Source organism: Streptomyces sp. NPDC001922, from assembly GCF_042891165.1.
GTDB lineage: Bacteria > Actinomycetota > Actinomycetes > Streptomycetales > Streptomycetaceae > Streptomyces.
On record NZ_JBIASV010000007.1, the window covers coordinates 274299 to 297382 of the forward strand.

At 72.7% G+C, this 23084-nt stretch carries 23 protein-coding genes and 2 pseudogenes; 16 read left to right on the forward strand and 9 right to left on the reverse strand.

Going from position 1 to position 23084, the window contains the following annotated elements; genetic code table 11:
- Window positions 1-1285: 1285 nt before the first annotated feature.
- Entirely contained in the window at window positions 1286-1711 is a 426-nt protein-coding gene (locus ACFYYR_RS15075) for a hypothetical protein (RefSeq protein WP_388852084.1), read from the forward strand.
- A gap of 80 nt (window positions 1712-1791) precedes the next feature.
- On the opposite strand, the pseudogene ACFYYR_RS15080 reads toward ACFYYR_RS15075, so the two are convergent.
- Window positions 1792-1884, reverse strand: a pseudogene (locus ACFYYR_RS15080) (IS5/IS1182 family transposase); the annotation flags it as partial.
- Window positions 1885-1887: 3 nt separating this feature from the next.
- On the opposite strand from ACFYYR_RS15080, the pseudogene ACFYYR_RS15085 reads away from it, so the two are divergent.
- A pseudogene (locus tag ACFYYR_RS15085) lies at window positions 1888-2137 on the forward strand (IS5/IS1182 family transposase); the annotation flags it as partial.
- Between the two features lie 26 nt (window positions 2138-2163).
- Here ACFYYR_RS15085 and ACFYYR_RS15090 read toward each other — a convergent pair.
- Genes ACFYYR_RS15090 through ACFYYR_RS15100 form a run of 3 tightly spaced genes read right to left on the reverse strand, consistent with a single transcriptional unit; the run spans window position 2164 to window position 3514 of the window.
- The gene (locus ACFYYR_RS15090; RefSeq protein ID WP_388852087.1) at window positions 2164-2664 is read right to left on the reverse strand and encodes a hypothetical protein; all 501 of its coding nucleotides are present in this window, start codon (window positions 2662-2664) and stop codon (window positions 2164-2166) included.
- Complete coding sequence (locus ACFYYR_RS15095; protein ID WP_388852090.1) at window positions 2661-2789, reverse strand: hypothetical protein; 129 nt, start codon at window positions 2787-2789, stop codon at window positions 2661-2663. Before ACFYYR_RS15095 ends, ACFYYR_RS15090 begins: the two co-directional genes overlap by 4 nt.
- Window positions 2780-3514, reverse strand: coding sequence for a recombinase family protein (locus ACFYYR_RS15100; RefSeq protein WP_388852093.1), 735 nt, complete (start codon window positions 3512-3514; stop codon window positions 2780-2782). Before ACFYYR_RS15100 ends, ACFYYR_RS15095 begins: the two co-directional genes overlap by 10 nt.
- Window positions 3515-3633: 119 nt before the next feature.
- On the opposite strand from ACFYYR_RS15100, the gene ACFYYR_RS15105 reads away from it, so the two are divergent.
- Window positions 3634-4272 (forward strand): flavin reductase family protein, encoded by a 639-nt coding sequence (locus tag ACFYYR_RS15105; protein WP_388852096.1) that lies wholly within the window; start codon window positions 3634-3636, stop codon window positions 4270-4272.
- A gap of 92 nt (window positions 4273-4364) precedes the next feature.
- Window positions 4365-5510, forward strand: coding sequence for a CapA family protein (locus ACFYYR_RS15110; protein ID WP_388852099.1), 1146 nt, complete (start codon window positions 4365-4367; stop codon window positions 5508-5510).
- 78 nt (window positions 5511-5588) lie between these two features.
- On the opposite strand, the gene ACFYYR_RS15115 is transcribed toward ACFYYR_RS15110, so the two are convergent.
- Together ACFYYR_RS15115 and ACFYYR_RS15120 are read right to left on the reverse strand one after the other, a co-directional pair.
- Window positions 5589-6464 carry an undecaprenyl-diphosphate phosphatase gene (locus ACFYYR_RS15115; RefSeq protein WP_388852102.1) on the reverse strand — a complete coding sequence of 292 codons (876 nt, stop codon included), beginning with the start codon at window positions 6462-6464 and terminating at the stop codon, window positions 5589-5591.
- Window positions 6465-6581: 117 nt separating this feature from the next.
- Window positions 6582-7295: a TVP38/TMEM64 family protein gene (locus tag ACFYYR_RS15120; protein ID WP_388852105.1), complete on the reverse strand. Its 714-nt coding sequence runs from the start codon at window positions 7293-7295 to the stop codon at window positions 6582-6584.
- A 519-nt stretch (window positions 7296-7814) separates the two neighbouring features.
- Here ACFYYR_RS15120 and ACFYYR_RS15125 point away from each other — a divergent pair.
- Window positions 7815-9092 carry a GTP-binding protein gene (locus ACFYYR_RS15125; protein ID WP_388852108.1) on the forward strand — a complete coding sequence of 426 codons (1278 nt, stop codon included), beginning with the start codon at window positions 7815-7817 and terminating at the stop codon, window positions 9090-9092.
- Between the two features lie 214 nt (window positions 9093-9306).
- Entirely contained in the window at window positions 9307-10098 is a 792-nt protein-coding gene (locus ACFYYR_RS15130) for a spermidine synthase (RefSeq protein ID WP_388852542.1), read from the forward strand.
- An 81-nt stretch (window positions 10099-10179) separates the two neighbouring features.
- On the opposite strand, the gene ACFYYR_RS15135 is transcribed toward ACFYYR_RS15130, so the two are convergent.
- Window positions 10180-11205, reverse strand: a complete 1026-nt coding sequence (locus tag ACFYYR_RS15135) for a hypothetical protein (protein WP_388852111.1) — start codon at window positions 11203-11205, stop codon at window positions 10180-10182.
- An 81-nt stretch (window positions 11206-11286) separates the two neighbouring features.
- Here ACFYYR_RS15135 and ACFYYR_RS15140 point away from each other — a divergent pair, with 81 nt between their 5' ends.
- The 5 genes from ACFYYR_RS15140 (at window position 11287) to ACFYYR_RS15160 (ending at window position 15262) form a co-directional block, all read left to right on the forward strand.
- Window positions 11287-11739, forward strand: a complete 453-nt coding sequence (locus tag ACFYYR_RS15140) for a DUF4442 domain-containing protein (RefSeq protein WP_388852114.1) — start codon at window positions 11287-11289, stop codon at window positions 11737-11739.
- An 89-nt stretch (window positions 11740-11828) separates the two neighbouring features.
- Window positions 11829-12485, forward strand: coding sequence for a DedA family protein (locus ACFYYR_RS15145; RefSeq protein WP_388852117.1), 657 nt, complete (start codon window positions 11829-11831; stop codon window positions 12483-12485).
- An 89-nt stretch (window positions 12486-12574) separates the two neighbouring features.
- Window positions 12575-13114: a gamma carbonic anhydrase family protein gene (locus ACFYYR_RS15150; protein ID WP_388852120.1), complete on the forward strand. Its 540-nt coding sequence runs from the start codon at window positions 12575-12577 to the stop codon at window positions 13112-13114.
- Between the two features lie 404 nt (window positions 13115-13518).
- Window positions 13519-14412, forward strand: a complete 894-nt coding sequence (locus ACFYYR_RS15155) for a hypothetical protein (protein ID WP_388852123.1) — start codon at window positions 13519-13521, stop codon at window positions 14410-14412.
- Window positions 14413-14518: 106 nt separating this feature from the next.
- Window positions 14519-15262, forward strand: a complete 744-nt coding sequence (locus ACFYYR_RS15160) for an acyltransferase (protein ID WP_388852126.1) — start codon at window positions 14519-14521, stop codon at window positions 15260-15262.
- 37 nt (window positions 15263-15299) lie between these two features.
- Here the strand turns inward: ACFYYR_RS15160 and ACFYYR_RS15165 are convergent, their stop codons facing one another.
- Complete coding sequence (locus ACFYYR_RS15165) at window positions 15300-16166, reverse strand: EamA family transporter (protein WP_388852129.1); 867 nt, start codon at window positions 16164-16166, stop codon at window positions 15300-15302.
- 93 nt (window positions 16167-16259) lie between these two features.
- Here ACFYYR_RS15165 and ACFYYR_RS15170 point away from each other — a divergent pair, with 93 nt between their 5' ends.
- A complete protein-coding gene (locus ACFYYR_RS15170) occupies window positions 16260-16832 on the forward strand; it encodes a helix-turn-helix domain-containing protein (RefSeq protein WP_388852132.1) in 573 nt (190 codons plus the stop codon).
- A gap of 53 nt (window positions 16833-16885) precedes the next feature.
- Window positions 16886-17440, forward strand: coding sequence for a YbaK/EbsC family protein (locus tag ACFYYR_RS15175; RefSeq protein WP_388852135.1), 555 nt, complete (start codon window positions 16886-16888; stop codon window positions 17438-17440).
- A gap of 24 nt (window positions 17441-17464) precedes the next feature.
- Here ACFYYR_RS15175 and ACFYYR_RS15180 read toward each other — a convergent pair whose 3' ends face one another.
- On the reverse strand, window positions 17465-17872 hold the full coding sequence (locus ACFYYR_RS15180) for a CoA-binding protein (RefSeq protein WP_388852138.1): 408 nt from the start codon (window positions 17870-17872) through the stop codon (window positions 17465-17467).
- A 59-nt stretch (window positions 17873-17931) separates the two neighbouring features.
- Between ACFYYR_RS15180 and ACFYYR_RS15185 the strand changes: the two genes are divergently transcribed.
- From ACFYYR_RS15185 to ACFYYR_RS15195, 3 genes are all read left to right on the forward strand, one after another.
- Window positions 17932-18558 (forward strand): YigZ family protein, encoded by a 627-nt coding sequence (locus ACFYYR_RS15185; RefSeq protein ID WP_388852141.1) that lies wholly within the window; start codon window positions 17932-17934, stop codon window positions 18556-18558.
- Window positions 18559-18620: 62 nt separating this feature from the next.
- Window positions 18621-19799, forward strand: a complete 1179-nt coding sequence (locus tag ACFYYR_RS15190; protein ID WP_388852144.1) for an exonuclease SbcCD subunit D — start codon at window positions 18621-18623, stop codon at window positions 19797-19799.
- Entirely contained in the window at window positions 19796-22879 is a 3084-nt protein-coding gene (locus ACFYYR_RS15195; RefSeq protein WP_388852147.1) for an AAA family ATPase, read from the forward strand. The genes ACFYYR_RS15190 and ACFYYR_RS15195 overlap by 4 nt, the downstream gene beginning before the upstream one ends.
- The last annotated feature ends 205 nt before the right edge of the window (window positions 22880-23084 follow it).

A 23084-nucleotide genomic window follows, 5' to 3' on the forward strand; every position in this document is an offset into this window, starting at 1 on the left:
AAGTCATGCCCACACTCCCCATACCAGCAGCCACGAAGCTCATCACCACGATGGCGGGGCTGGCTGTTGCCTGCGGACTCCTGACGGCTTGCGGTGCCAAGAGCCCCGACGTGACGTACAAAGCCTGGACCGAAGGAGGCAACCTGCAATCCGTCCGGCACGACTACATCGATGGCCCCAACGGCGCGGTAAGCATGCCGGCCAAGGTGAGCGGAGCCACATGGAGCACCCAGGAGGACGGCGGCCACACTCCACGCCTCAAGGTCGTACCTACTGGCAAAGGCGTGGCGCACTGCCTCCTGCAGGAAGGCGACGACCGTGTTCTGGACCAAAAGAAGGGAGCAGCAGGTCAGCCGGTGACATGCTCCGCCCAGCGGTAGCGCACGACCTCCGCCACTTTCTACCGTTGCAGTATGAGCCGTCTGACCGTCGACTGCCCCTGCGAAGATTCGAGTCCGGCCTTCCGGTAGGTGTCCGCTACGCGTAGTCCTGCCCCAGCACTAGTTCGGGCATGAGTACCGTGGCGGCGCCGCAGTCGTGACAAGCCCCTCGCGCCCGGCAGCATCAGCGCGTCAAGCGCCCCGCCTCACTGTTGTGGGGGCGGGGCGTTCAGTTCCGACTCGGGGCAGGTAGGTCTTCTGCCAGTCGACCGCTGGCGGCGGCGCCGCACCCTTCCTCGGTCCGGCCTGGAACTGGGGGAAGGGAATCTTTGGGCGTGGGGGAGAACAGGCTGCAAAATACTCCGGACGGATGCCGTGGGAGCAGCCGAGAGTCCGAGGGCCGGGGGAAAGCGGGATGTAGCACTGGAAAGGTATCCCGCCCAGCCTGGCTGGAGTCATGCCAGTCAGTCGAGCCAGGCAGAGGCCATGCTGGAATCCTTCGCTCTGGCGAACTTTTCGAGCGCAACTCGAACCAGGACGTATGTCGGCGGTTACAACATTGAGACCGGAGAGATCGTTATCGCGTCTTCAGGGGGCAGGCGGCCAGGCCTGGCCTTTTGTGCGGAAGGTGACGTATGTAATGCCCTTGGCGGGGATCCAAGCAAGGTCGGATTCACTAACGCCTTTACCGTTGAGAAGCAGAACGGGCAAGCGGTAGTGAAGCCTAAGGAAGTCTGCGTGAAGTGTCAGCTGGACTGCCCGAGCCCGTTCTCGTTTCCGGTCAACGTAAAATGGGATGAAACCGGTACATGGGGAAAGGGGAATTACTAGTAATGGGTAGGCAGATCAATGCGGCGCTGCTTGAGATCTCACGACATGACTGGGCAGCCATGCGGTGCGGTTGCATGGAGTCGGCCGAGCATCTTCCAGGAGACTTCCTGCGCTCACTCAAGGCGAGGCCGCTTGCGTACGATGGACAGTCGTGGGCTGACGGTCATGCCTACGTCCAGTCCAACCTGATGCAGCCTGCTGTCGCGACCGCGTCAATGGTCATGGCTGCCCTCGCAGGCGGAGTTCCGCCCGAGCATCGACGGGAACTCATGATGGTGCTTGGGTCTCTGACAGCTGGAGAGCAGGACGATATCGCGGATCTCTGCCGCGATGTGGTTCGCGGGGGAACGTGGCTTCTGTATGAGGAGGTTACATCAGGCCGCGATATCGATGCAGCGACATACGCCTTCTGGATGCTGGAGGAAGTTGAGGAGGACGTGGAAAGGATTGGATTTCTCCGTAATTCGGCCCGCGAGAATCTTCCATCAGATCTGAATTAGTGGTCATCCGCTCGGGAATATTCGTCGCGCGTTGAGTGGATGAGGGGCGGTCCGGAGCGGCGGTGGCGGCCGGTGAGTCAGGCCATGGTGCGTTCGATGGCCCAGCGGTGGCGGCCCAGTCGTTGCGAGGTCTCGATTCCCTTGCGTGCGATGCGGCGGCGGGTGATACCGCGATCGGATCGGCGATCCACTTGATCACGGAGCGGATTGGCCTGCCCCTCTCCGTGGAATCTCGGCAGCGAACCTCCACGACAGTCAGCGCTTGGCCACCTCTGGTGAAGGGCCCGATTCGCTCCCGCCGCGGACGCCGACGACGGGAGCCGACCAAGCTCCATGCCGACAAAGGCTGCGACTAACCACCTGCGGCAATGGTTACGCGAGCGCGGCATCCCTCATCGCATCGTCCGGAACGGGATCGAGACTTCCGCCACCTCCCGCGGATGTCTCACGCATCAGCGGTTGTGTCCACTATGCGCAGGGCCGTTACGGCCGGGGTCGGCGGCGCCCCGTGCGTGGCCATTGGGCACGGCCGCGGTGCGGTGGAAGAAGTCGACGAGTTCGGCGGTGATGACCTCGCCGGGCAGGACGTTGGGGATACCGGGTGGGTAGGCGGCGAGTGTGTCGGCGGGTACCTGTCCGATGGCCTCGTGGGCCGGGATGCTGCGGCTGGGCGCGAGGAATGCCTTGCGGGTGGTGAGCGCGACCGGTCCGGGGGCTGGTAGCCGCAGGCTCGCCGGAGCTTGTTCGCCGAGCGGGGCCGGGAGAGCGTGCAGGGCCCGGAGGAAGCGGTGGGTGTCCGGCTCCGCCCCTGTGCCGACCACGGCGACGATGGCCGAGTCGGTGGCGACCTCCACCATGATGTGGTGGTCGTCCATCAGACGGAGCCGGGCCTCGTGACCGGAGATCCCGCCGCTCCGGGTGTCGATGGGAACGCGCAGCGGATCGGCGTTCACGATGTCGGGGAAGCCGCGAAGTCGTCGCTGACCACGGGGAACCGGCTGGCGGAGCGGACCCGGGAGCGTATCTCGGCTGCTGCGTCCAGCGAGGCGCTGATCCGGTCCTTGCCGGTCACGAGCATCTGGCGGCCGTGTCGAGGGACATGAAGTCCTGGAAGATCCGGACGACGACGTCGGTCTCGTCCGGGACAAGCTGCCCCTTGTGCTCGCCTTTGCGGACCCAGCCGTAGGCGATGCGGCCCTGGGCGATTCCGTTCTGGGCGGCGGAGAGGTGCTGACGGGCGACGCGTCGTGCGGTGTCCTCGGAGGACTTGAGCGCCATCACGCACATCATGCGGGCCATGTGACGGTCGCTGTCGTTGATGAGGTTCATGCGGCCGCCGGTTGCGCCGGTGACCGGCCGCTTCACGTACTCGACGATGTCGATGAGATCTTCAAGGTCCCGGGGTTGACGGACGAGCCGGTCGAGGTCGTAGAAGATGACTCCGTCGATGACGCCATGGGCGAGGTCGGCGAGCAGCTGGCGGAATTCGGGACGCAGGACCATCCAGTCGATGGCGCCGTCGGGCTTGACGACCTTCCGCTTCTTGAAGGCCGAGGTGTCGTTCTCCCGGTAGATCTTCGCAAACGGGCCCCAGCGCAGGCGGTTCCTGGAGTCCTCGGCGTCTTCGAGCTGGCGGTCGACGCCGGCTTCGAGGCCGAAGCGGTCGGAGGAGATGCGCAGATAGGCTCCCGGCCGTTTGGGGGCGTAGGCAGCCAGGTGGTCGTAGAGGTTGAGGGTGACCTGGCCCCCACGGGCGTGCGCGGGGACGTCGAAGTCCTCCCAGACAGTCACGGCTGTCGTCATGGCGTCGGCTCCTGGTGCTCGTCGGCTCCGGTACCGGGCACTTTCCGCCGAACTCAGGGGTTTGGTGGTGCCGTGGATCCGCTATAAGATCCGCGGCCGCCTCCTGGATACTGATCACCATGCGTACCGACTTTGACCCCGTCGCCATGTCCCGCAACGAGTTCTACAAGCTCCTGACCGCGGTGGTTGTCCCGCGCCCGATCGCCTGGGTGTCGACCTATGACCCATATCGTGATTCAGCGAACCTAGCCCCGCACTCCTTCTTCACGATCTCCAGCGTCGAGCCGCCCGTCGTGCAGTTCACCTCGGTCGGCCGGAAGGACTCCCTGCGCAACATCGAGGACACCGGCGAGTTCGTGGTCAACTTCGCACCCGAGCACCTCTTCGAGCAGATCAACGCGACCGCCACGGACTTTCCGCGCGGTGTCAGCGAGTTCGACGCCGTCGGTGTGGAGCCGGAGCCTGGGCTGCGGGTCAAGCCGCCGCGGGTCGCCGACTCGCCGGTCGCCCTCGAATGCGAGCTGCACAGCACCCTGCGCCTCGGCGACTCCACCGTCGTCTTCGGCCGGGTCGTGCACGCGGCGGTCTCCGAGGACGTGATCGTCGACGGTCACCCCGAGGTGACGAGGCTGCGCCCGCTCACCCGGCTCGGCAAGGACGAGTGGGGCACGCTCGGCGAGGTCCGGGAGATCTCCCGGATCCGCTACGCGGACTGGGAGGGCGGCGGCGCCGCCGGGTCAAGCCGACACTCCGGCTAACCCTGTCGGCCCATCCGGACGGCCCTCCGGCTGCGGCCCTCCCGGCCTCGGTACAGGCTGCGAAGAGGTGTACCGAGGTGAGGGAGGCGGAGATGCGCTTCGCGCGGCGGACGAAGCTCGCGGTCTGGGGTGCGGCGCTGGGCGCGGTCGCGGCCTGCTCGGTCCAGGGGGTGCACCCCGCGGGTTCGTCGCCCCCGCCGTCAGGATCCGGGCCCGTCGCCCGGGCCGGCGCCGGGCGTGCCGCGTTCACCGTCGTGGCCACCGGTGATGTGATCCCGTACCCGTCGATCATCCGGCAGGCCTGGGACGACGCGGGCGGCAGCGGGTGCGATTTCCGTCGCATCCTCGCCGGGATCGAGCCGGTCGTCGCCTCCGCCGACCTGGCGATCTGCCATATGGAGACGCCGTACGGGCCGCCGGAGGGCCCGTTCACCGGCTATCCGATGTTCCAGTCGCCGCCGGACGTCGCCCGGGGCCTGCGGGCCACCGGCTACGACAGTTGCTCGACCGCCTCGAACCACACCCTCGACGCCGGAGCGGCGGGACTCGGGCGCACCCTCGACGCGCTCGATGCGGCGGGGGTGCGGCACGCGGGCTCGGCGCGCACCGCCCGGGAGACGGGCCCGGCCCGGCTGCGTGCCGGGGGCGCCGAGGTCGCCCACCTCGCGTACACCTACGGCACCAACGGGGTGCCGCTGCCCGACGGCCGCCCGTGGGCGGTGAACCTGCTCGACCCCGACCGGATCATCGCCGACGCGCGGGCCGCCCGCCGGGCCGGCGCCGACGTGGTGCTGGTCAGCCTGCACTGGGGCACCGAGTGGCAGCAGGCCCCCGACCGGCAGCAACAGGAGGCCGCCCGTAGGCTGACCGCCGCCCGCACCGGCGGGAAACCCGACATCGACCTGCTGATCGGCACCCACAACCACGTGCCGCAGCCCTACGAGAAGGTCAACGGCGTCTGGGTGGTGTACGGGCTCGGCGACCAGGTCGCGAGCTTCGTGCCCGGGCTCTACCGCGGCAACGACGGCTCGATGGCGCGCTTCACCTTCGCCCCCGAACCCCGGGGGGACCGCTGGACGGTGTCCGGGGCCGAGTTCCTGGCCGCCCACTCGGACACCGGGCCGCCGTTCCGGGTGGTCCGGGCCACCGGGCAGCAGTTTCCCGAGGTGCGGGACCGGGTGCGCAAGGCCGTCCTGAGCCGGGGCGCGGCGCAGGACGGCCTGACGGAGGGGAAGTGAAGGGGCCGGGAGACGGGCCGCAGGGCGGTCCGACCCGCACGGGACGGGACCGCCCCGGCGTGCCTCAGGGGGCCGGGATCAGCCCGCGGACTCGGCGGCGTGCGGGCTCAGCACACCCGCGGCGATGAGCACGAACAGCACGATGCCCAGCACCACCCGGTAGATCACGAACGGCATGAAGCTCTTGGTGGTGATGAACTTCATGAACCACGCGATGACGGCATATCCCACCACGAAAGCGATGACGGTCGCGAAGATGGTGGGGCCCCAGGAGATGTGCCCGCTGGAGCCCGCGTCCTTGAGTTCGAACACGCCGGACGCCAGCACCGCCGGGATGGCCAGCAGGAACGAGTACCGCGCGGCCGCCTCGCGGGTGTAGCCCATGAGCAGGCCGCCGCTGATCGTCGCACCCGACCGGGACACACCCGGGACGAGCGCCATGGCCTGGCAGACGCCGAAGATCAGGCCGTCCCGGACGCCCAGCTCGGAGAGCGTCTTGCGCTCCCGGACCGAACGGTGCTTGCCGCCGATCTCGTCCCGGGCGGCCAGCCGGTCGGCCACACCGAGCACGATGCCCATCACGATCAGGGTGGTGGCGGTCAGCCGCAGATCCCGGAACGGGCCCTCGATCTGGTCCTTGAGCGTGACGCCGAGCACCCCGATCGGGATCGAGCCGACGATCACCAGCCAGCCCATCTGGGCGTCGTGGTCGCCGCGCAGCTCCTTGTTCACCAGCGACCGGGACCAGGCGGTGATGATCCGGGCGATGTCCTTGCGGAAGTAGATCAGCACCGCGGCCTCGGTGCCGATCTGGGTGATCGCCGTGAAGGCCGCACCGGGGTCGTGCCAGTCCGCGAACGCCGCGGTCAGCCGCAGGTGCGCACTGGAGGAAATCGGGAGGAACTCGGTGAGTCCCTGGACGAGCCCGAGGATGAATGATTCGAACCAGGTCATGACGGGGTCAGCTCGTCCTTGTGATCGTCGGGGGAGTTCGCGTCAGATGCTATGGCCTCCCGGGTGCACGGGTTGCGCTCGGGGTCGCTCTCGGCCGCTTCCCCGGCGCCCGCAGGGTCACGAACCGGCAGGCCGCCCGCGCCTGCGCCAGGCGACGACCAGCCCGGCGACGCCCGTCACCGCGATGAAGCCCATCGCGATGAGGAAGGCCGGCGAAGTCGGCGTCGAGGCCCGGCTTCCGGCGATGACGTACGCCGCGGTGTTCGGCACACACCCCAGTCCGGTGCCCAGCAGGAACGGCAGCCAGCCCATCCGGGACACCGCCGCAAGGTAGTTGGCCGCGGCGAACGGCACCCCCGGGAACAGCCGCACCGCGAGCGTCGACCGGAAACCGTGCCGGGAGAGCTGCCGGTCGGCCGCCGTCAGCCACCGCCCGCGCACCAACGGGCGCAAGCCGTCCCGGCCGAGGGCGCGCCCCAGGCCGAACGCGATGCCCGCGCCCAGCACGGTGCCCGACACCGCCGCGGCCAGCCCGAACGGGGCACCGAAGAGTGCACCGGCGCCGAGATTCAGCAGCGGGCGCGGCACCAGCGCGGCCGTGCACAGGCCGTACGCCACAGCGAACAGCACCACGGCCGCCCCGCCGGAGAGCCGCGGGTGCCAGCCGTCGACGAGCAGCCGCTGCGGCTCCAGCAGCGCCACGGCCGTCGCGGCACCGGCGAGCAGCACGATGAGCAACGCCAGCCGGGACCGCGGGGACAGCAGGATCCGGACGCAGCGCCCGGCGAAGCCCGGGGACCGGGACGTCGGCTGTGCGGCGGAGGCGGACATCCGGGGAGACTAGCCGAGAGGGGCGCGTGATCGCCGCACTTCGCGGGCGACTGCGACGCATCGCACGGAAGGCGTCCGCGCGGTGTCCCGCGGCGGCCATGTGCAGGACACCCGCAGGGCCGTCCGCCCCCGGACCATGGCAGCGAACGACAACGGCCCAGGGATGTGCAGTGAACAGCTGTTCCCTGATTAATCGTTGGACGAACCATCGTGTCACCCCTCACGATGAGTACATGCTCCGGTACGCCTTCCTCGCACTCGGGTCCGCAGGCGCGGACGCGACGGAGGCTGCCCTCGTTTCCTCGGTACCGGCCGCAGCCGGCAGCGCCGCGCCCACGACGTCCGGCGGTACGCCGGTCACGCCTGCCGTCGCGGTGACAACGCCCGTCGACGGCGCCCGAATCTGACTCTTCCCGGATCATCCGGCGGACCCCGCAGGGGGAGAGTCGGCCGGCCCCCGGGGTCCCCGTCCCCCTCCGCCGTGGTGCGACACCCGGCGGTCTCCCGAGGAAGAGAACCATGTCCGAGCAGGCATTCGTGCGGACCAAGCCGCACCTCACCATCGGCACCATGGGCCACGCCGGCCACGGCAAGACCACGCTGACCGCCGCCATCACCCGGGTACTGAGCACGCAGGTACGGAGCACGCAGGTAGGGAGCACGCAACTACTGGGCACGAGCGGTTCCGGAGCCCCCGTACCCCTGGACCGGGGCGACCGGGGCGACCGGGGCGAGCAGGGCGACCGGATCGACCGCGCGCCCGATGCCGCGGCGCACTGCGCCACCAGCGGCATCGGGCACGTCGGGCACGTCGAGTACGAGACCGATACCCGGCACTACGCCCATGTGGACCCGCCCGGTCACGCCGACTTCGTGAAGAGCATGGTGACCGGTGCGGCGCGGCTCGACGGCGCCGTCCTCGTGGTGTCCGCACCGGACGGCGTCATGCCGCAGACCGCCGACCAGGTCCTGCTGGCCCGTCAGGTCGGTGTCGAGCACATCGTCGTCGCCCTCACCAAGGCCGACGCGGGCGACGCCGACCTGACCGAGCTGGTCGAACTCCAGGTGCGGGAGCTGCTGTCCAGGCACGGCTACGCGGGGGACACCCTGCCGGTGGTACGGGTCTCGGGGCTGCGGGCCCTGGCCGGCGACCCCCGCTGGGTCGGTGCCGTCGAGGCGTTGCTCGACGCCGTCGACACCTACGTGCCGCTGCCGGAGCGCTGGGCCGACGCACCGTTCCTGCTGCCGGTGGAGCACGTCCGCACCGTCGCCGGAAGCGGAACCGTCGTCACCGGAGCCGTGGAACGCGGAACGGTACGGGCCGGCGACCCGGTGGAGGTGCCCGGTACGGGCGTCCGGACCCTGGTCACCGGGCTGGAGATCTCCGGCGTACCGAGGGAGTCCGCGGAGCCGGGCGACAGCGTCGCCGTGCTGCTGCGGGGGGTGCCGCGCGAGGCCGTGCGGCGCGGACATGTCCTGGCGGAGCCCGGCAGCGTGAGGCCGCGACGGCGCTTCACGGCGCGGATGTATCTGCTGTCGGCGGCCGAGGGCGGGCGCGGCACCCCGGTGGTCACCGGCCACCGGCCGTGGTTCCACCTCCGCACCGCGGAGGTGGCGGGCGGTATCGACGTGGGTGCCGCCGCGGTCGCCCGGCCCGGTGAGACCGCCACGGTGACCGTCGGGCTCGACCGGGAGGTTCCGCTCGAAGCGGGGCTCCGCTTCACCGTCCGGGAGGGCGGCCGCACGGTCGGCGCCGGAACCGTCATCGAGGCCCCCGACCGGCCCTTCGCCGACTGAACCGCCCGGGAAGAGGCAGCCGGGAAGAGGCAGCCGGGGAGGGGCGCTCGGGAAGGAGCGGCCGGGAGGGGCAGGGACTGTTACGCCCGGCCCCCTGCCCCTGGTACGCCCGGCACCCCTGGCCTCCGGCTCCCAGCGCGCCCGTGACAATGGAGGCGTGGAGAACGAGCCGATTCCCGTGACCCGGGCCGTGGACTTCGGGACCGCGAAGCTGATGCCCGATGTGGACCGGCCGCGGGCCTGGCTGCTCACCGTGGACGGCGCTCCACAGTCGTATGTGGACCTCGACGATCCGACCGACCTGGAATTCGAGTACCTGCGGCGGCTCGCCCATGTCGTGGACATCGCCGCCGACCCGGGCGCACCGGTCGACATCCTGCACCTCGGCGGGGGCGCGCTGACCCTGCCGCGCTATGCCGCCGTCACCCGGCCGGCGTCCCGGCAGACGGTGATCGAGGCCGACTCCGGTCTGATCGCGCTGGTCGAGGAGTGTCTGCCGCTGCCGCCCGGTGCGGACATCGGCGTGCACGCCGCGGACGCGCGCCACTGGCTGGAGCGAACGGAGCCCGCGTCGGTGGATCTCCTGATCGCGGACGTCTTCACCGGCTCCCGGGTGCCCGCCCAGCTCACCTCCGTGGAGTACGCGTGCGCCGCCGCCCGGACCCTGCGCCCCGGCGGCGTCTACGCGGCGAACCTCGCGGACACCGCCCCCTTCCCGTTCCTCCGCTCCCAGCTGGCCGCCGCGTCCGAGGCGTTCCGGCACGTGTGCCTCATCGCCGAGCCCTCCGTGCTGCGCGGCCGTCGCTTCGGCAACACGGTGCTCGTGGCCTCCGACGCCGAACTGCCGGTCGCCGCGCTGGCCCGCCGGACCGCGGCCGACACCTTCCCGGCGCGGGTGGAGCACGGGGCGTCCCTCAGCCGGCTGGCGGCAGGTGCGCGGCCCGTTCACGACGGTGAGGCCGAGGACTCGCCGGAGCCGCCGGACGGGGCCTTCAGCGTCGGCTGACCCGGCTCACCGGTCCTGCGAATCCGGTGAGCCGGGCCGAGGCCGGGCAGCGGGCGGAGGAGCCCGGCGGGGAGCGGAGGTTCAGGAGGACGGGAGCGGCCGCAGGGTGCTCATGATCTTCCTGATGGTGGCGTCCGGGATCTCGTCCTCGACACCCTTGGCCGCGTACAGCACCCAGGTCGCCAGGTCGCCGGTCTCCGCGCGGTAGGTGACGGCGAACGCCTTGCCGTCGGTGGCGCACTTGTCGGCCTTCTTCACCCCCGTCACCGTCGCGGACGACAGGGAGCCGCTGATGCCGTGGTCGCTCTTGAACGGCTTGGCCCGGGTGCCCCGGAACGTGCCCGTCTTCTTCTGGTCATAGGCGGCGAAGACCCAGCTGAGGGCTTCGTTCTGGGCCGCCTCCGCGGTGCTCTTCGCCCCCTGCGCGCCCTTGGTGCCGGCGGTCCCCAGCGACGTGGTGTCCTCCCGCCCGCTCTCGGTCTTCGAGGTGCACCACTTCTCCTGGGCATACGCGGGGGACGTCATCGTCACCAGCGACTTCGGGAAGTCGGAGGTGTCCTTCTGGTCGGTGAACCCGATGGCGGTGCCCGGCCGCTCGACGGCCCAGTCCGGCGGGACGTCGAACGCGCTGTGCCGCTTGGCGTTGGTCACGGTCTTCCAGCCGGGGACGACCGGCTTCACCTCGCTGTCGGCACGCGGGTTGGCGAGCTCGCCCCCGCCGGAGTCGCCCGCGCCGGACGACGAGGGCGCGGCGGAGGCGGACTGCTTGCTGTCGCCCGCCCCTGCCTGGGGGCTCTCGTCCTCGCCGCCCAGGACGATCACGCCGGTGACCGCGGCGGCGACCACCACGGCGGCGGCCGTCACGACGGCGATCGTGGCCTTGCTGCGGTTGTTCCGCGGCGGCTGCGGGCCGCCGGACGCCGCCGTGTTCCACTGCGGCGGCGGCTGCTGATACGGGTTCGGCTGCTGGTAACCCGGCTGCTGATAGCCCTGTTGCTGGTAGGGAGGGGGCTGTTGATGCCCCGGTTGCGGGTACCCCGGCTGCTGGTACGGGTTCGCGTTCTGCGGGTTCTGCTCGCCCCCGGGCGGCTGCTGTCCTGGCCACATGGCCGCTAACGATAGAGGTGTCCCGTGGAAGGCGGGGCTCCGCCCTGTCGCCGAGGGCTACTCGTTGGTAACATCCCCGCCATGTCCGAGACCCTGCCGTCGATCGGCGAAATGCTCACGGCCACCGTTCCGATGGCCCGCACCCTGAACCTCGAATTCCTCGAGACCACCGCGGAGCGCGCGGTGCTCCGGCTGCCCGACCAGCCCGACTACCACAATCACGTCGGTGGGCCGCACGCCGGCGCGATGTTCACGCTCGCCGAGTCGGCCAGCGGTGCCATCGTGATCGCCGCCTTCGGCGACCAGCTCTCCCGGGCCGTCCCCCTCGCCGTACGCGCCGAGATCGGCTACAAGAAGCTGGCCATGGGTCCGGTCACGGCCACCGCGCAGCTCGGCCGCCCGATCGCCGACGTCGTCGCCGAGCTCGACGCCGGCGGGCGCCCCGAGTTCCCCGTCGAGGTCTCGATCACGCGTGAGGACGGCGCCGTCACCGGCGAGATGTCCATCCTCTGGACGCTGCGCCCGAACAGCTGACCGCCCTCTTTGCCCGGGATCCAGTAGGCTGCCCGGCGTGCGCCCCATGGCGCGCCGGGCAGCAGGACAGATCACGGGAGGAACCGGCATTGCACGTCCAGGAGTGGCTCGAGACGGTGCCGGCGCTCAGTGTCTACATCCTGGTGGGGGTGGTCATCGGGCTGGAGAGCCTGGGTATCCCCCTGCCGGGCGAGATCGTTCTCATCAGTTCGGCCCTGCTCGCCTCACAGCACGGCGAGATCGACCCGGTGGTCCTCGGCACCTGTGCCACCGCGGGCGCGATCATCGGTGACTCCATCGGCTATCTGATCGGCCGCCGGGGCGGCAAGCCGCTCCTGACCTGGCTCGGCGGGAAGTTCCCCAAGCACTTCGGCCCGCAGCACATCGCGGCCGCCGAGCGCTCCTTCGAGAAGTGGGGCATGTGGGCCGTCTTCTTCGGCCGCTTCGTCGCCCTGCTGCGGATCTTCGCCGGGCCCCTCGCCGGTGTGCTGCACATGCCGTACTGGAAGTTCCTCATCGCCAACGTGCTCGGCGGCATCGTCTGGGCCGGCGGTACCACCGCGGTGATCTACTCCGTCGGCATCGTGGCCGAGGAGTGGCTGAAGCGGTTCTCCTACTTCGGTCTGCTCATCGCCGTCGCCATCGGCCTGGCCTCGTTCCTGGTGGTCCGGAGCCGGACCAAGAAGGCCGCCGCGGCGCTGGAGCGGAGCGAACCGGCCCCCGAAAGCGTCGCGGCCGTCGACTGAGCTGCGGATCCCTTGCCTCCGCCGTCCCCGCGGCGGCAAGATCGTCGCCGACGGCCCCGGCGGCGGGGCGGAGCGGCGAGGAGACGGCGATGACGGAGCGGGCACTGATCGCGGGCGTGGGCGGCCGGGAGCCGAAGATCGACCCGGACGCGTTCACCGCACCGACAGCGGTGGTGCTCGGGGACGTCACCCTGGCCCCCGGATCGAGCGTCTGGTACCACGCCGTCCTCCGGGCCGACGCGGGGCCCATAGTCATCGGCCGCGGCAGCAACATCCAGGACAACTGCACCCTCCATGTCGACGTCGGCTTCCCGCTCACCGTCGGGGAGCGCGTCTCGGTCGGTCACAACGCCGTTCTGCACGGCTGCACCGTCGAGGACGACGTCCTGGTCGGCATGGGCGCCACCGTCCTCAACGGCGCGCACATCGGGGCGGGTTCCCTCGTCGCGGCCCAGGCGCTGGTGCCCCAGGGCATGCGGGTCCCGCCCGGGTCGCTGGTCGCGGGCGTCCCCGCGCGGGTCCGGCGGGAGCTCACCGCGGAGGAGCGCGAGCTCGTCACCGTGAACGCCGTGATGTACGGCGAGCTGGCGCAGCAGCACCGGGAGGCGGTCGGCGGGGCCGCGGACTGAGGCGGCGCGGGCCGCCCCTGCCGCCGGACGGAATCGAGCGGGCCGACGACGCGGCGGTGGCTGCGGTGCTCCGCGAGGACACCCGGTTCGTCACCAGGCGGGCGTGGACGGCCACTTCGGTACGGAGCGGGTACTGCGGCGGGGTGCGGGAGGCCGGTGTCCGCCCCGGATGTCCTCCCCGCCTTCGGGCCGCCCCGCGTCCTTCAAGGCGCGGAACGGTGCGTCAACCGGTGTGCCGGAGCGGTGAGTTCCAGCTCCGTCGAGCGGTGGTCCGGGCACGCACGGGGCCTGTGCCGGTACGCCGGAACCGCAACTGCCCGCCCGGCAACCGCGGGTGGCACCGATGTCCGCGGCACTCGGTACGCTGCGGGTCCCAACGCAGCAGAGAATTGAGGAACAGCCGCATGGCCATGCGCAAGGCGACGATGAAGGAACAGGTCTCGGCGGCCATATCCCAGGCCGCGCCCGGTGACCGGGCCCTGGTGACCGTCGCGTCGCTCACCGGGCCCACGCCCTGGCTCACCGGAGCACTGGGCCTGATCGGACAACTGCTGGTGAAGTACTACTTCATCACCCTGACCGACCAGGCGGTGGTGTTCCACCGGATGCACCGGTTCAGCCAGCGGCCCAAGGAGGTCGCGTACGCCATCCCGCGGGCCGAGGCCCCGATGCTCATCAGCGAGGTGGCGCTCAATCCGCTGTGGAGCTGCTTCCATCTGATGCTGCCCGGCGAGCCGAAGCCGACCCGGCTCAACGTCCACCGTCTGTGGCGTGCGGAGTTGGAGCAGTTCCTCTCCGCCGTCGGCGGCCCGCAGGGCGCTCCGCAGCAGGGGTACCCGCAGCAGGCCATGCCGCCTCAGGGCTACCCGCAGCAGGGCATGCCGCCCCAGGCCATGCCGCCTCAGGGCGCGCCGCAGTACGGCTACCCGCAGAGCCCCCAGCAGCAGCACGGCCAGCCGGTCCCGCAGCAGCCCGGTCCGTACGGTCAGCCCGCACAGGCCCCGCCCCCGCCCGCCCCCTACGGGCAGCAGGGCCCCCCGGTTCCGCAGGAGCCCTGGGGCGTGCCCGAGGAGTACCGGACCCACACGCCGCAGCAGCAGCCCGCCCCCCACGGGCAGCAGGGCCCCCCGGTTCCGCAGGAGCCCTGGGGCGTGCCCGAGGAGTACCGGACCCACACGCCGCAGCAGCAGCAGCCCGGCCCCTACGGTGCGCCGGGTGCGCAGCCCGGCCCATACGGTGCCCCGCAGCAGCCGGGTCCGTACGGTGCCCCGCAGCAGGGCAATCCGTACGGCGGCTGACTCCGTGTCGCCCCGGCCGGCGGGCGGACCGCCCGCCAGCCGGGTGGGGTGAAGATCACAGCCCACGGCGTGCGGAGGCCGGTGCACCGCTGAGTACCGTGTGCGGGTGCCGAAAAACCGGAACACGTTCTCATCGCTCGGAGCCTGGCGGCGCCGGGCCGTCACCCGCGCGGTGCACCGCGGCTGGCGCTGGATGCAGGACGCCGGAGCTGTCACCGCCGAGCGTCCGGGCCGGCACCGGTTCGGCCGGATAGGCCCGGGGACCCGGCTGGCGTTCCCTCAGGGCACCGTCTTCGGGGAGCCGTGGATCCACCTCGGCGACCACTGCATCATCGGTGAACAGGTCACGCTCACGGCCGGGATGATGCCCGGCCTCGACCTGGGGCCGGAGCCGGTGCTGCGGCTGGGCGACGGCGTCGTCCTCGGCCGCGGCAGCCATGTCGTCGCCTCCCGGCCGGTGGTCTTCGGCAACGACGTCTTCTGCGGCCCGTACGTCTATGTCACCAGCGACAACCACTCCTACGACGACCCCGACCAGCCGATCGGCCGGCAGTGGCCGCGTACCGCGCCCGTCGAGATCGGGCCGGGCAGCTGGCTGGGGGCCGGAGCGGTGATACTCCCCGGCGCGCGCCTCGGCCGGAACGTGGTGGTCGCCGCCGGAGCGGTGGTACGGGGCGAGGTGCCCGACCACGCGGTGGTCGCGGGCGCGCCCGCCCGGGTCGTGCGCCGCTGGGATCCCGGGACCGGGTGGCAGCCCCCGCTGCGCACCCCGCCGCCGGTGCCGATCCCGGAGGACGTCACACCGGAACAGCTGCGGGCCCTGGCGGAACTGGACCCGGACGGACCGTGAGCCCAGGGCTCACGGTCCGTCCGGTGAACGGTGGGCCTCAGCCCGCCGCCAGCAGCACCGTGCCGAACAGGGCCAGCGCCGCGCCCGCCGCCTGCACCGCCCGCAGCCGTTCGTCGAGGAAGCCGCGCGCCGCCAGCGCGGTGATCACCGGGTAGAGCGAGGCCAGGACGGCGGCGACCGTCACCGGCCCCTGCTGGGCGGCGAGCGCGTAGCTGCCGTTGGCCGCCACATCGGCCAGACCCACGAACGCCAGGGCCGGCAGCGACGCCCGGATGACCCCCATGCCGCCCTCCTCGGGCAGCGCGGGCGCGCCGCGCCGCACCGAGGCGTAGAGGGCCGCACCGCCGACCACGACATTGGTCACCCGCTGGACGAACAGCGCGAGGAACAGCCCGGTGAGCGTGGTGGACGACTCGGCGATGAGGGCCATGACGGCGCCGAAGCCGAAGGCCGCCACCAGCGTCAGCAGGATTGCCTGCCGCTGCACCGGCGCGCCGCGCAGCTGCGGACCGCCCGCCAGCACCACGCCCGCGACGGCCACCAGGATCCCGGCGATCTGCAGCAGGCCGGGACGCTCGCCGATCATCAGGCCGACGCCCACCGGCACGGCCACGCCGAGTGAGCCCAGGGGCGAGACGACGCCCATCGGGCCGAGCGCGAGCGCCCGGTAGAAGCAGAGCATCGCCACCGGGCCGACGACACCCGCCGCGACCGCGAACCACAGCTGGGCACCGGCCTCGCTCCAGCCGCCGGTGGCGATCACGATCGCGCCGAGCACGACGGCCGCGATCGTCTGCGAGACGACGACCACGGTGAGGGCCGGGATGCGTCGCGTCAGCAGTCCGCCGCCGAAGTCGGCCAGCCCCCACAGGAGACTGGTGGCCAGAGCGAAGACGGCCGTCATACGAAACCTCGCAGTACAGTGTGGTGAACGCTGGAGTCCAGCACAGCATAGTTGAAGAAACTAAACTGCTGCATCGAAAATATTGGACGGTACGTGACGGACCTCGACCACCTCACCCAGTCACTCGCCCGCAACCTCAAGCGCTGGCGGAATGAGCGGGGCTTCACCCTGGACGGGCTCGCGGCCCGGGCGGGCGTCAGCCGAGGCATGATCATCCAGATCGAACAGGCGCGGACGAACCCCAGTGTCGGCACCACGGTGAAGCTCGCCGACGCCCTCGGGGTCAGCCTCACCACCCTGCTCGACTTCGACCAGGAGCCCCGCGTCCAGGTCGTCCCCGCCGACCGGGCCGTACGCATGTGGTCCACCGAGGAGGGCAGCTCCAGCACCCTCCTCGCCGGCACCCAGACCCCCGGGCCGCTGGAGCTGTGGTCCTGGCACCTGGAGCCCGGCGACGGCAGCTCCTCCGACCCGCACCCGTCGGGCACCTTCGAACTCGTCCATGTCCGGTCCGGCGAGCTGACCCTCGTCGTCGAGGGCGAGGAGCACCTGCTCGGCGCCGGGACCTCGGCCAGCTTCGAGGCCAGCGGCACCCACGCCTACCGCAACGACGGCACCGAGCCGGTCGAGGTGATGATGGTCGTCTCCGTGCCGCCGGTGCGCTGAGCGGCGCCGCGACGGCGGACATCGGCCGCGCGCCCATTTGTTAGCGTGCCCGCATGCGCGCCCCCATCGGTCACTTCGACGCGGTCCGCCCTGCCGCCGACTGCCTGGACGACCTGGTGCCGCCCGTCGCGGACGCCGTCCGGGCGTGGAGCGGTCCGGTGCCCGTGGAGCAGCTGCTCTACGTCGACTCCGACCCCGGGAAGGCGGACACCGCGGTCTTCGCCGAGACCTACGGACCCGGGCTCCTGGAGGCCTCCGCGAACTGCGTGGTCGTCGCCGGACGCCGCGGCGGGGAGACGACCCTGGCCGCCTGCATGGTGCCGGCGACCGCCCGGCTGGACGTCAACGGCACCGTCCGGCGCCACCTCGGCGCCCGCAAGGCGTCCTTCGCCCCGCTGGACCGGGCCGTGGCGGAGACCGGCATGGAGTACGGCGGCATCACCCCGCTCGGGCTGCCGGCGGGCTGGCCGCTGCTGGTGGACGCTGCGCTCGTCCCGGCGCCCTGCCTGGTCATCGGCAGCGGCAGCCGCCGCGGGAAGCTCCTCGTCCCCGGCGCGGCGCTCGCCGCGCTCCCCGGGGCCGTCGTCCTGGACGGCCTCGGCGGCTGACCCCTGCCCTGCCGCCCGGCCGGTTCAGCCCAGCCGGGGGAGCTCGATCGCCGGACAGCGGTCCATGACCATGTCCAGACCGGCGGCCCGCGTCCGCTCCCAGGCCGACTCGTCCACCAGGCCCAGCTGGAACCAGACCGCCTTCGCGCCGATCGCCACCGCCTGGTCGGCGACCTGCCCGGCGAGATGGCTGTTGACGAACACGTCGACCACGTCCACCGGGAACGGGATCTCGTCCAGCGAGGCGTACCCCGGCTCGCCGTGCACGGTCTCCGCCTTCGGGTGCACCGGCACGATCCGCTTGCCGTACCGCTGGAGCACCTCGGCCACCCCGTGCGCCGCCCGGCTCTCGTTGGTCGACAGACCGACCACCGCCCAGGTGTCACCGGTGCCGGTGAGGATCCTGCGGACCGTCTCTGCGTCTCCGTACATGTCCTGGACAACGACGGACCCGCCGGGACCATTCCCGGAGCCCCGCATAGGCTGGCGTGATGCAGGACCAGTACCGGACGGTCGCGCGCGAGGGCGTGCACGAGATCGAGATCAACAAGTCGCGCTTCCGCTGCGCCCTCGCACCCGCGGCGACCGAGGAGGAGGCGCAGGAGTTCGTCCGGCGCATCCGCAGGGAGCACCCCACCGCCTCCCACAACTGCTTCGCGTACGTCATCGGCGCCGACGGCGGGGTGCAGAAGGCGAGCGACGACGGCGAGCCCGGCGGCACCGCCGGCGTCCCGATGCTCCAGATGCTGCTGCGCCGCGAGGTCCGCTTCGTCGTCGCCGTCGTCACCCGGTACTACGGCGGGGTCAAACTCGGCGCGGGCGGGCTCATCCGCGCCTACGGCGGCGCGGTCGGCGAAGCACTCGACGCCCTCGGCACCCTCACCCGGCAGCGCTTCCGGCTGGCCACCGTCACCGTCGACCACCAGCGGGCCGGGAAGCTGGAGAACGACCTGCGGGCGACCGGCCGCGAGGTCCGGGACGTGCGCTACGCGGCCGAGGTGACCCTGGAGGTCGGGCTCCCCGAGGCGGACGTCGACGCCTTCCGCGCCTGGATCGCCGACACCACAGCGGGCACCGCCCGGCTCGAACTCGGCGGCGAAGCATACGGAACCGTCTGACACCAGACCGAACCGCCCGTCTCCGCCCGGGGTGTCGTACCCCACCGTTACAGTCGAGGATCATGCGACTCCTGCACACGTCCGACTGGCATCTCGGCCGGTCCTTCCACCGGGTGAGCCTGCTGCCCGCCCAAGCGGCGTTCCTCGACCACCTCGTGGAGACGGTGCGGGAGCAGCGGGTCGACGCCGTCCTCGTCGCGGGCGACGTGTACGACCGGGCCGTGCCCCCGCTCGCCGCCGTCGAACTCTTCGACACCGCGCTGCACCGGCTCGCCGACGCCGGGGTGCCCACCGTCATGATCTCCGGCAACCACGACTCCGCCCGCCGGCTCGGCGTCGGCTCCCGGCTGATGGACCGGGCGGGCATCCACCTGCGCACCGACCCGGCGGGCTGCGCGGACCCGGTGGTCCTCACCGACGCCCACGGCGAGGTCGCCCTGTACGGGCTGCCGTATCTCGAACCGGCCCTGGTCCGCGAGGAGCTGGCTGCCGAACGGACCAGTCACACCGCGGTGCTGGACGCCGCCATGGACCGGGTCCGCGCCGACCTCGCCGACCGCCCGTCCGGCACCCGCTCGGTGGTGCTGGCCCACGCCTTCGTCTCCGGCGCCGCCACCTCCGACAGCGAGCGGGACATCACGGTCGGCGGCGTCGCCGCGGTGCCCGCCACGGTCTTCGACGGCGTCGACTACGCGGCCCTCGGCCATCTGCACGGCTGTCAGACCGTCAGCGAACGCATCCGCTACTCCGGATCGCCGCTCGCCTACTCCTTCTCGGAGGTCCACCACCGCAAGAGCATGTGGCTGGTCGACCTGGGGCCGGACGGCGCGTTCGACGCCGAGCGCATCGACTGCCCGGTGCCCCGCCCGCTCGCCCGCATCCGCGGCCCGCTGGAGGACCTGCTGAAGGACCCGGAACTCACCCGGCACGAGGACGCCTGGGTGGAGGCCACCCTCACCGACGCCGTGCGCCCGGACGACCCGATGGCCCGGCTCGCCGAGCGCTTCCCGCACGTCCTCAACCTCGCCTTCGACCCGGAACGGGACGCCGAGGACCCGCTCGCCTCCTACGCCGAGCGGCTCAAGGGCCGCACCGACCGGCAGATCGCCGAGGACTTCGTGGCCCATGTGCGCGGCGGCGCCGGACCGGACGCCGGCGAACGGGCCGTCCTCGGCGGCGCCCTCGACGACGTCCGGGCCCGCGCGGCCGCCGCGGAGAGCCGGAGCGAGGGGGTCCGGTGAGGCTGCACCGACTGCGGATCACCGCGTTCGGTCCGTTCGGCGGCACCGCCGAGGTGGACTTCGACGACCTCTCCGCCGCCGGGCTGTTCCTGCTCCACGGCCCGACGGGGGCGGGCAAGACCTCCGTCCTCGACGCCGTCTGCTTCGCCCTGTACGGCGGTGTGCCCGGCGCCCGGCAGAGCGGACACTCCCTCCGCAGCGACCACGCCGACCCGCTCACCCCCACCGAGGTCCTGCTCGACCTCACCGTCGGCGGACGCCGTTTGGAGATCACCCGCCGCCCCGAGCAGCCGCGGCCGAAGAAGCGCGGCAGCGGCTTCACCCGGGACAAGGCGCAGACCTGGCTGCGCGAACGCACCGAGGGGGAGTGGCGGCCGCTCAGCCGCTCCCACCAGGAGGCCGGCGAGGAGATCGGGCAGCTCCTCGGCATGAGCAAGGAGCAGTTCTGTCAGGTGGTCCTGCTCCCGCAGGGCGACTTCGCCCGCTTCCTCCGCGCCGACGCCGAGGCCCGCGGCAGGCTGCTCGGCCGGCTCTTCGACACCCGGCGGTTCGCCGCCGTCGAGGAGCGGCTCGCCGAACTGCGCGCCGCCGCCCAGCAGCAGGTCCGCAGCGGGGACGAACGGCTGCTGGCGCTGGCGCACCGGATGCAGCAGGCGGCCCTCCGGGGCCCGGAGCCGCCCTTCCCCGCGCTCGGCGGGCCGGACGGGACGGCGCCCGCCGTTCCGGCACAGCGCTCCGCCGCCCGCACCCGGCAGCGTGCGGAGGAGGCGCCGCCGGTTCCCGGCGAGCCGGGACTCGCCGGCACGGTGCTGAGCGGCGCGGCGGTGGCCCGGACCAGTGCCCGGGAGTGGCGGACGGTCTGCGCCGCGGCCGTGCGCGCCGCCGAAGCGGCCCACGCCGCGGCCGTCGCGGAGCTGGAGACCGTACGGGAGCAGGACCGGCTCCGGCAGCGGTACGACGCGGCCGTGCGACGCCGGACCGCCCGGGACGCCCTGCGCGAGGAGCGGGAGAGCGCCCGCACCCGGCTGGACCGGGCCCGCAGCGCCGACACCGTGGTCCCCGCCCTGCGGCTGCGCGACACGGCGGCGGCCGGGCACCGGGAGGCCGCGGCAGCCGCCGGGCGGGCCCGTGCCGCGCTGCCCGACGGCCTCCGGGAGGCGCCCCGCGAGACCCTCGCCGAGCTGGAGCGCGAGGCCCGCCAGGAGCTCGGTTCGCTGGCCGCCGCCCGCCGCACCGAGGAGCGCGGCACCGCGCTGGCCGCCGAACTCGCCGATCTGGAGCGGCAGTCCCGCGCGGACGACGAGGTGCTGACCGAGGCGGCGCACTGGCTCGACCGGTGGGACACCGTCCGCCGCGACCACCAGCAGCGGGTCGAGCGGGCGGCGGAGGCCGCCACCCGCGCCGAACACCTCGCCGGCCGGCTCGACCCGGCCCGGCGCAGGCTGGACGCCGCCCGTCGGCGCGACACCCTCACCGGCCAGGTGCGGGCCGGGGAGGAGCGGCTGCTGGAGGCCCGTGGCGCCTCCGCCGCGGCCCAGGAGGCCTGGCTCGACCTCAAGGAGCGCCGGCTGCTCGGCATCGCCGCCGAACTCGCCGCCTCCCTGCGGGAGGGCGAGCCGTGCGTCGTCTGCGGCGCGCCCGACCACCCGGACCCGGCCCCTCTGGAGGCGGATCACGTCGGCCGGACGGACGAGGAGGCGGCACTCGCCGCCTACCGGCGGGCCGACACCCGGCGGGAGGAGGCCGACCAGCGGCTCCGCTCCGTACGGGAGGCGCTGGCGGCCGCGGACACCGAGGCGGACGGCGCCGCGACCGACCGGCTGGCCGGAGAGGTCGCCGAACACGAACAGGCCCTGTCCGCAGCCCGGGCGGAGGCCGCCGACGCACACGCCGCCCGGGAGGCGCTCGACCGCATCGAGCGAGAACACGCCGAACGCCGCGACGAACACCAGGCCGCCGAGCGGCGAATGGCCGCGCGCACCTCGCGACGGGAGACCCTGTTGCGCGAACAGGCCGCGGTGGTGGAGGAGTTGACCCGCGCTCGCGGCACCGCCCGGAGCGTCGCCGAACGCGTCACCGAACTGGAGCGGCGCGCCGCACTGCTGGAGACGGCGGAGGAGGCGGCCCACGCGCTGGAGCGGGCGGAGTCCCGGCTCGGGGAGGCCGGGACCGGTCTGGCGGACGCCGCCGGCGCGGCCGGGTTCCCCACGGCGGAGGACGCCGCCGGCGCCGTCCTCGCCCCCGAGGCCCGGCGCGCGCTGGAACACCGGCTCGCGGCCTGGGAGGCGGAGGACGCCGCCCTGACGGCCGAATTCGCCGACCCGCAGCTCGTCGCGGCCGGACAGCGGCCCCCGGCCGACCCCGCCGCGGCCCAGACGGCGCTCGACGCCGCCACCCGGCGGCTCCGGGACGCCTCCGCCGCGGACGAGGCCGCCCGCACCCGCTGTGCCGAACTGGACCGGCTGGGAACGCAGGCCACCCTGGACGCCCGCCGACTGGCCCCGCAGCGGGCCGAGTACGAGCGGGTGGCCCGGATGGCGGCCCTCACCGCGGGCACCTCCGCGCAGAACGAGCGGAAGATGCGCCTGGAGTCCTATGTCCTGGCCGCCCGGCTGGAACAGGTGGCGGCCGCCGCCAGCAGCCGGCTGCACCGGATGTCCGCCGGGCGCTACACCCTGGTGCACTCCGACGCCCGGAACGGGGGCCGCGGCCGGTCCGGCCTCGGACTCCACGTCATCGACTCCTGGACGGGCCACGAGCGGGACACCGCCACCCTCTCCGGCGGCGAGACCTTCTTCGCCTCGCTCGCCCTCGCCCTCGGCCTGGCCGACGTGGTGAGCGAGGAGGCCGGTGGCACCCGGCTCGACACGCTCTTCATCGACGAGGGCTTCGGCAGCCTGGACGAGCAGACCCTCGACGAGGTGCTCGAGGTGCTGGACTCCCTGCGCGAGCGCGACCGCACGGTCGGCATCGTCAGCCATGTCGCGGACCTGCGGCAGCGGATCCCGGCCCGGCTGGAGGTGGCCAAGGCCCGCTCCGGCTCGGCGGTGCGCCACCGGGCGCCCGAGGCCACTGGCTGAGCCCCGCCCGGCGCGGGCCGAACGACCGCCCGCCGGGGCTGAGTGCCGCCCGCCACCGGCCGACGACCGCCCGCCGGGGCTGAGTGCCGCCCGCCGCCGGCCGACGACCGCCCGCCGGGGCTGAGTGCCGCCCGCCACCGGCCGACGACCGCCCGGGGCTGAGCGCTGCCCGCCCGGGGCCGGCCGGCACCCGTCGGCGTGAGCG

What these genes read in the sequence shown, in the direction of transcription:
- ACFYYR_RS15075 (WP_388852084.1), top strand. Translation starts at nt 1,286, where the DNA reads ATGGAGTCGGCCGAGCATCTTCCAGGAGACTTCCTGCGCTCACTCAAG.
- ACFYYR_RS15095 (WP_388852090.1), bottom strand. Translation starts at nt 2,789, where the DNA reads ATGCTCGTGACCGGCAAGGACCGGATCAGCGCCTCGCTGGACGCAGCA.
- ACFYYR_RS15100 (WP_388852093.1), bottom strand. Translation starts at nt 3,514, where the DNA reads ATGACGACAGCCGTGACTGTCTGGGAGGACTTCGACGTCCCCGCGCAC.
- ACFYYR_RS15105 (WP_388852096.1), top strand. Translation starts at nt 3,634, where the DNA reads ATGCGTACCGACTTTGACCCCGTCGCCATGTCCCGCAACGAGTTCTAC.
- ACFYYR_RS15110 (WP_388852099.1), top strand. Translation starts at nt 4,365, where the DNA reads ATGCGCTTCGCGCGGCGGACGAAGCTCGCGGTCTGGGGTGCGGCGCTG.
- ACFYYR_RS15115 (WP_388852102.1), bottom strand. Translation starts at nt 6,464, where the DNA reads ATGACCTGGTTCGAATCATTCATCCTCGGGCTCGTCCAGGGACTCACC.
- ACFYYR_RS15120 (WP_388852105.1), bottom strand. Translation starts at nt 7,295, where the DNA reads ATGTCCGCCTCCGCCGCACAGCCGACGTCCCGGTCCCCGGGCTTCGCC.
- ACFYYR_RS15125 (WP_388852108.1), top strand. Translation starts at nt 7,815, where the DNA reads ATGTCCGAGCAGGCATTCGTGCGGACCAAGCCGCACCTCACCATCGGC.
- ACFYYR_RS15130 (WP_388852542.1), top strand. Translation starts at nt 9,307, where the DNA reads ATGCCCGATGTGGACCGGCCGCGGGCCTGGCTGCTCACCGTGGACGGC.
- ACFYYR_RS15135 (WP_388852111.1), bottom strand. Translation starts at nt 11,205, where the DNA reads ATGTGGCCAGGACAGCAGCCGCCCGGGGGCGAGCAGAACCCGCAGAAC.
- ACFYYR_RS15140 (WP_388852114.1), top strand. Translation starts at nt 11,287, where the DNA reads ATGTCCGAGACCCTGCCGTCGATCGGCGAAATGCTCACGGCCACCGTT.
- ACFYYR_RS15150 (WP_388852120.1), top strand. Translation starts at nt 12,575, where the DNA reads ATGACGGAGCGGGCACTGATCGCGGGCGTGGGCGGCCGGGAGCCGAAG.
- ACFYYR_RS15155 (WP_388852123.1), top strand. Translation starts at nt 13,519, where the DNA reads ATGGCCATGCGCAAGGCGACGATGAAGGAACAGGTCTCGGCGGCCATA.
- ACFYYR_RS15165 (WP_388852129.1), bottom strand. Translation starts at nt 16,166, where the DNA reads ATGACGGCCGTCTTCGCTCTGGCCACCAGTCTCCTGTGGGGGCTGGCC.
- ACFYYR_RS15175 (WP_388852135.1), top strand. Translation starts at nt 16,886, where the DNA reads ATGCGCGCCCCCATCGGTCACTTCGACGCGGTCCGCCCTGCCGCCGAC.
- ACFYYR_RS15180 (WP_388852138.1), bottom strand. Translation starts at nt 17,872, where the DNA reads ATGTACGGAGACGCAGAGACGGTCCGCAGGATCCTCACCGGCACCGGT.
- ACFYYR_RS15185 (WP_388852141.1), top strand. Translation starts at nt 17,932, where the DNA reads ATGCAGGACCAGTACCGGACGGTCGCGCGCGAGGGCGTGCACGAGATC.
- ACFYYR_RS15190 (WP_388852144.1), top strand. Translation starts at nt 18,621, where the DNA reads ATGCGACTCCTGCACACGTCCGACTGGCATCTCGGCCGGTCCTTCCAC.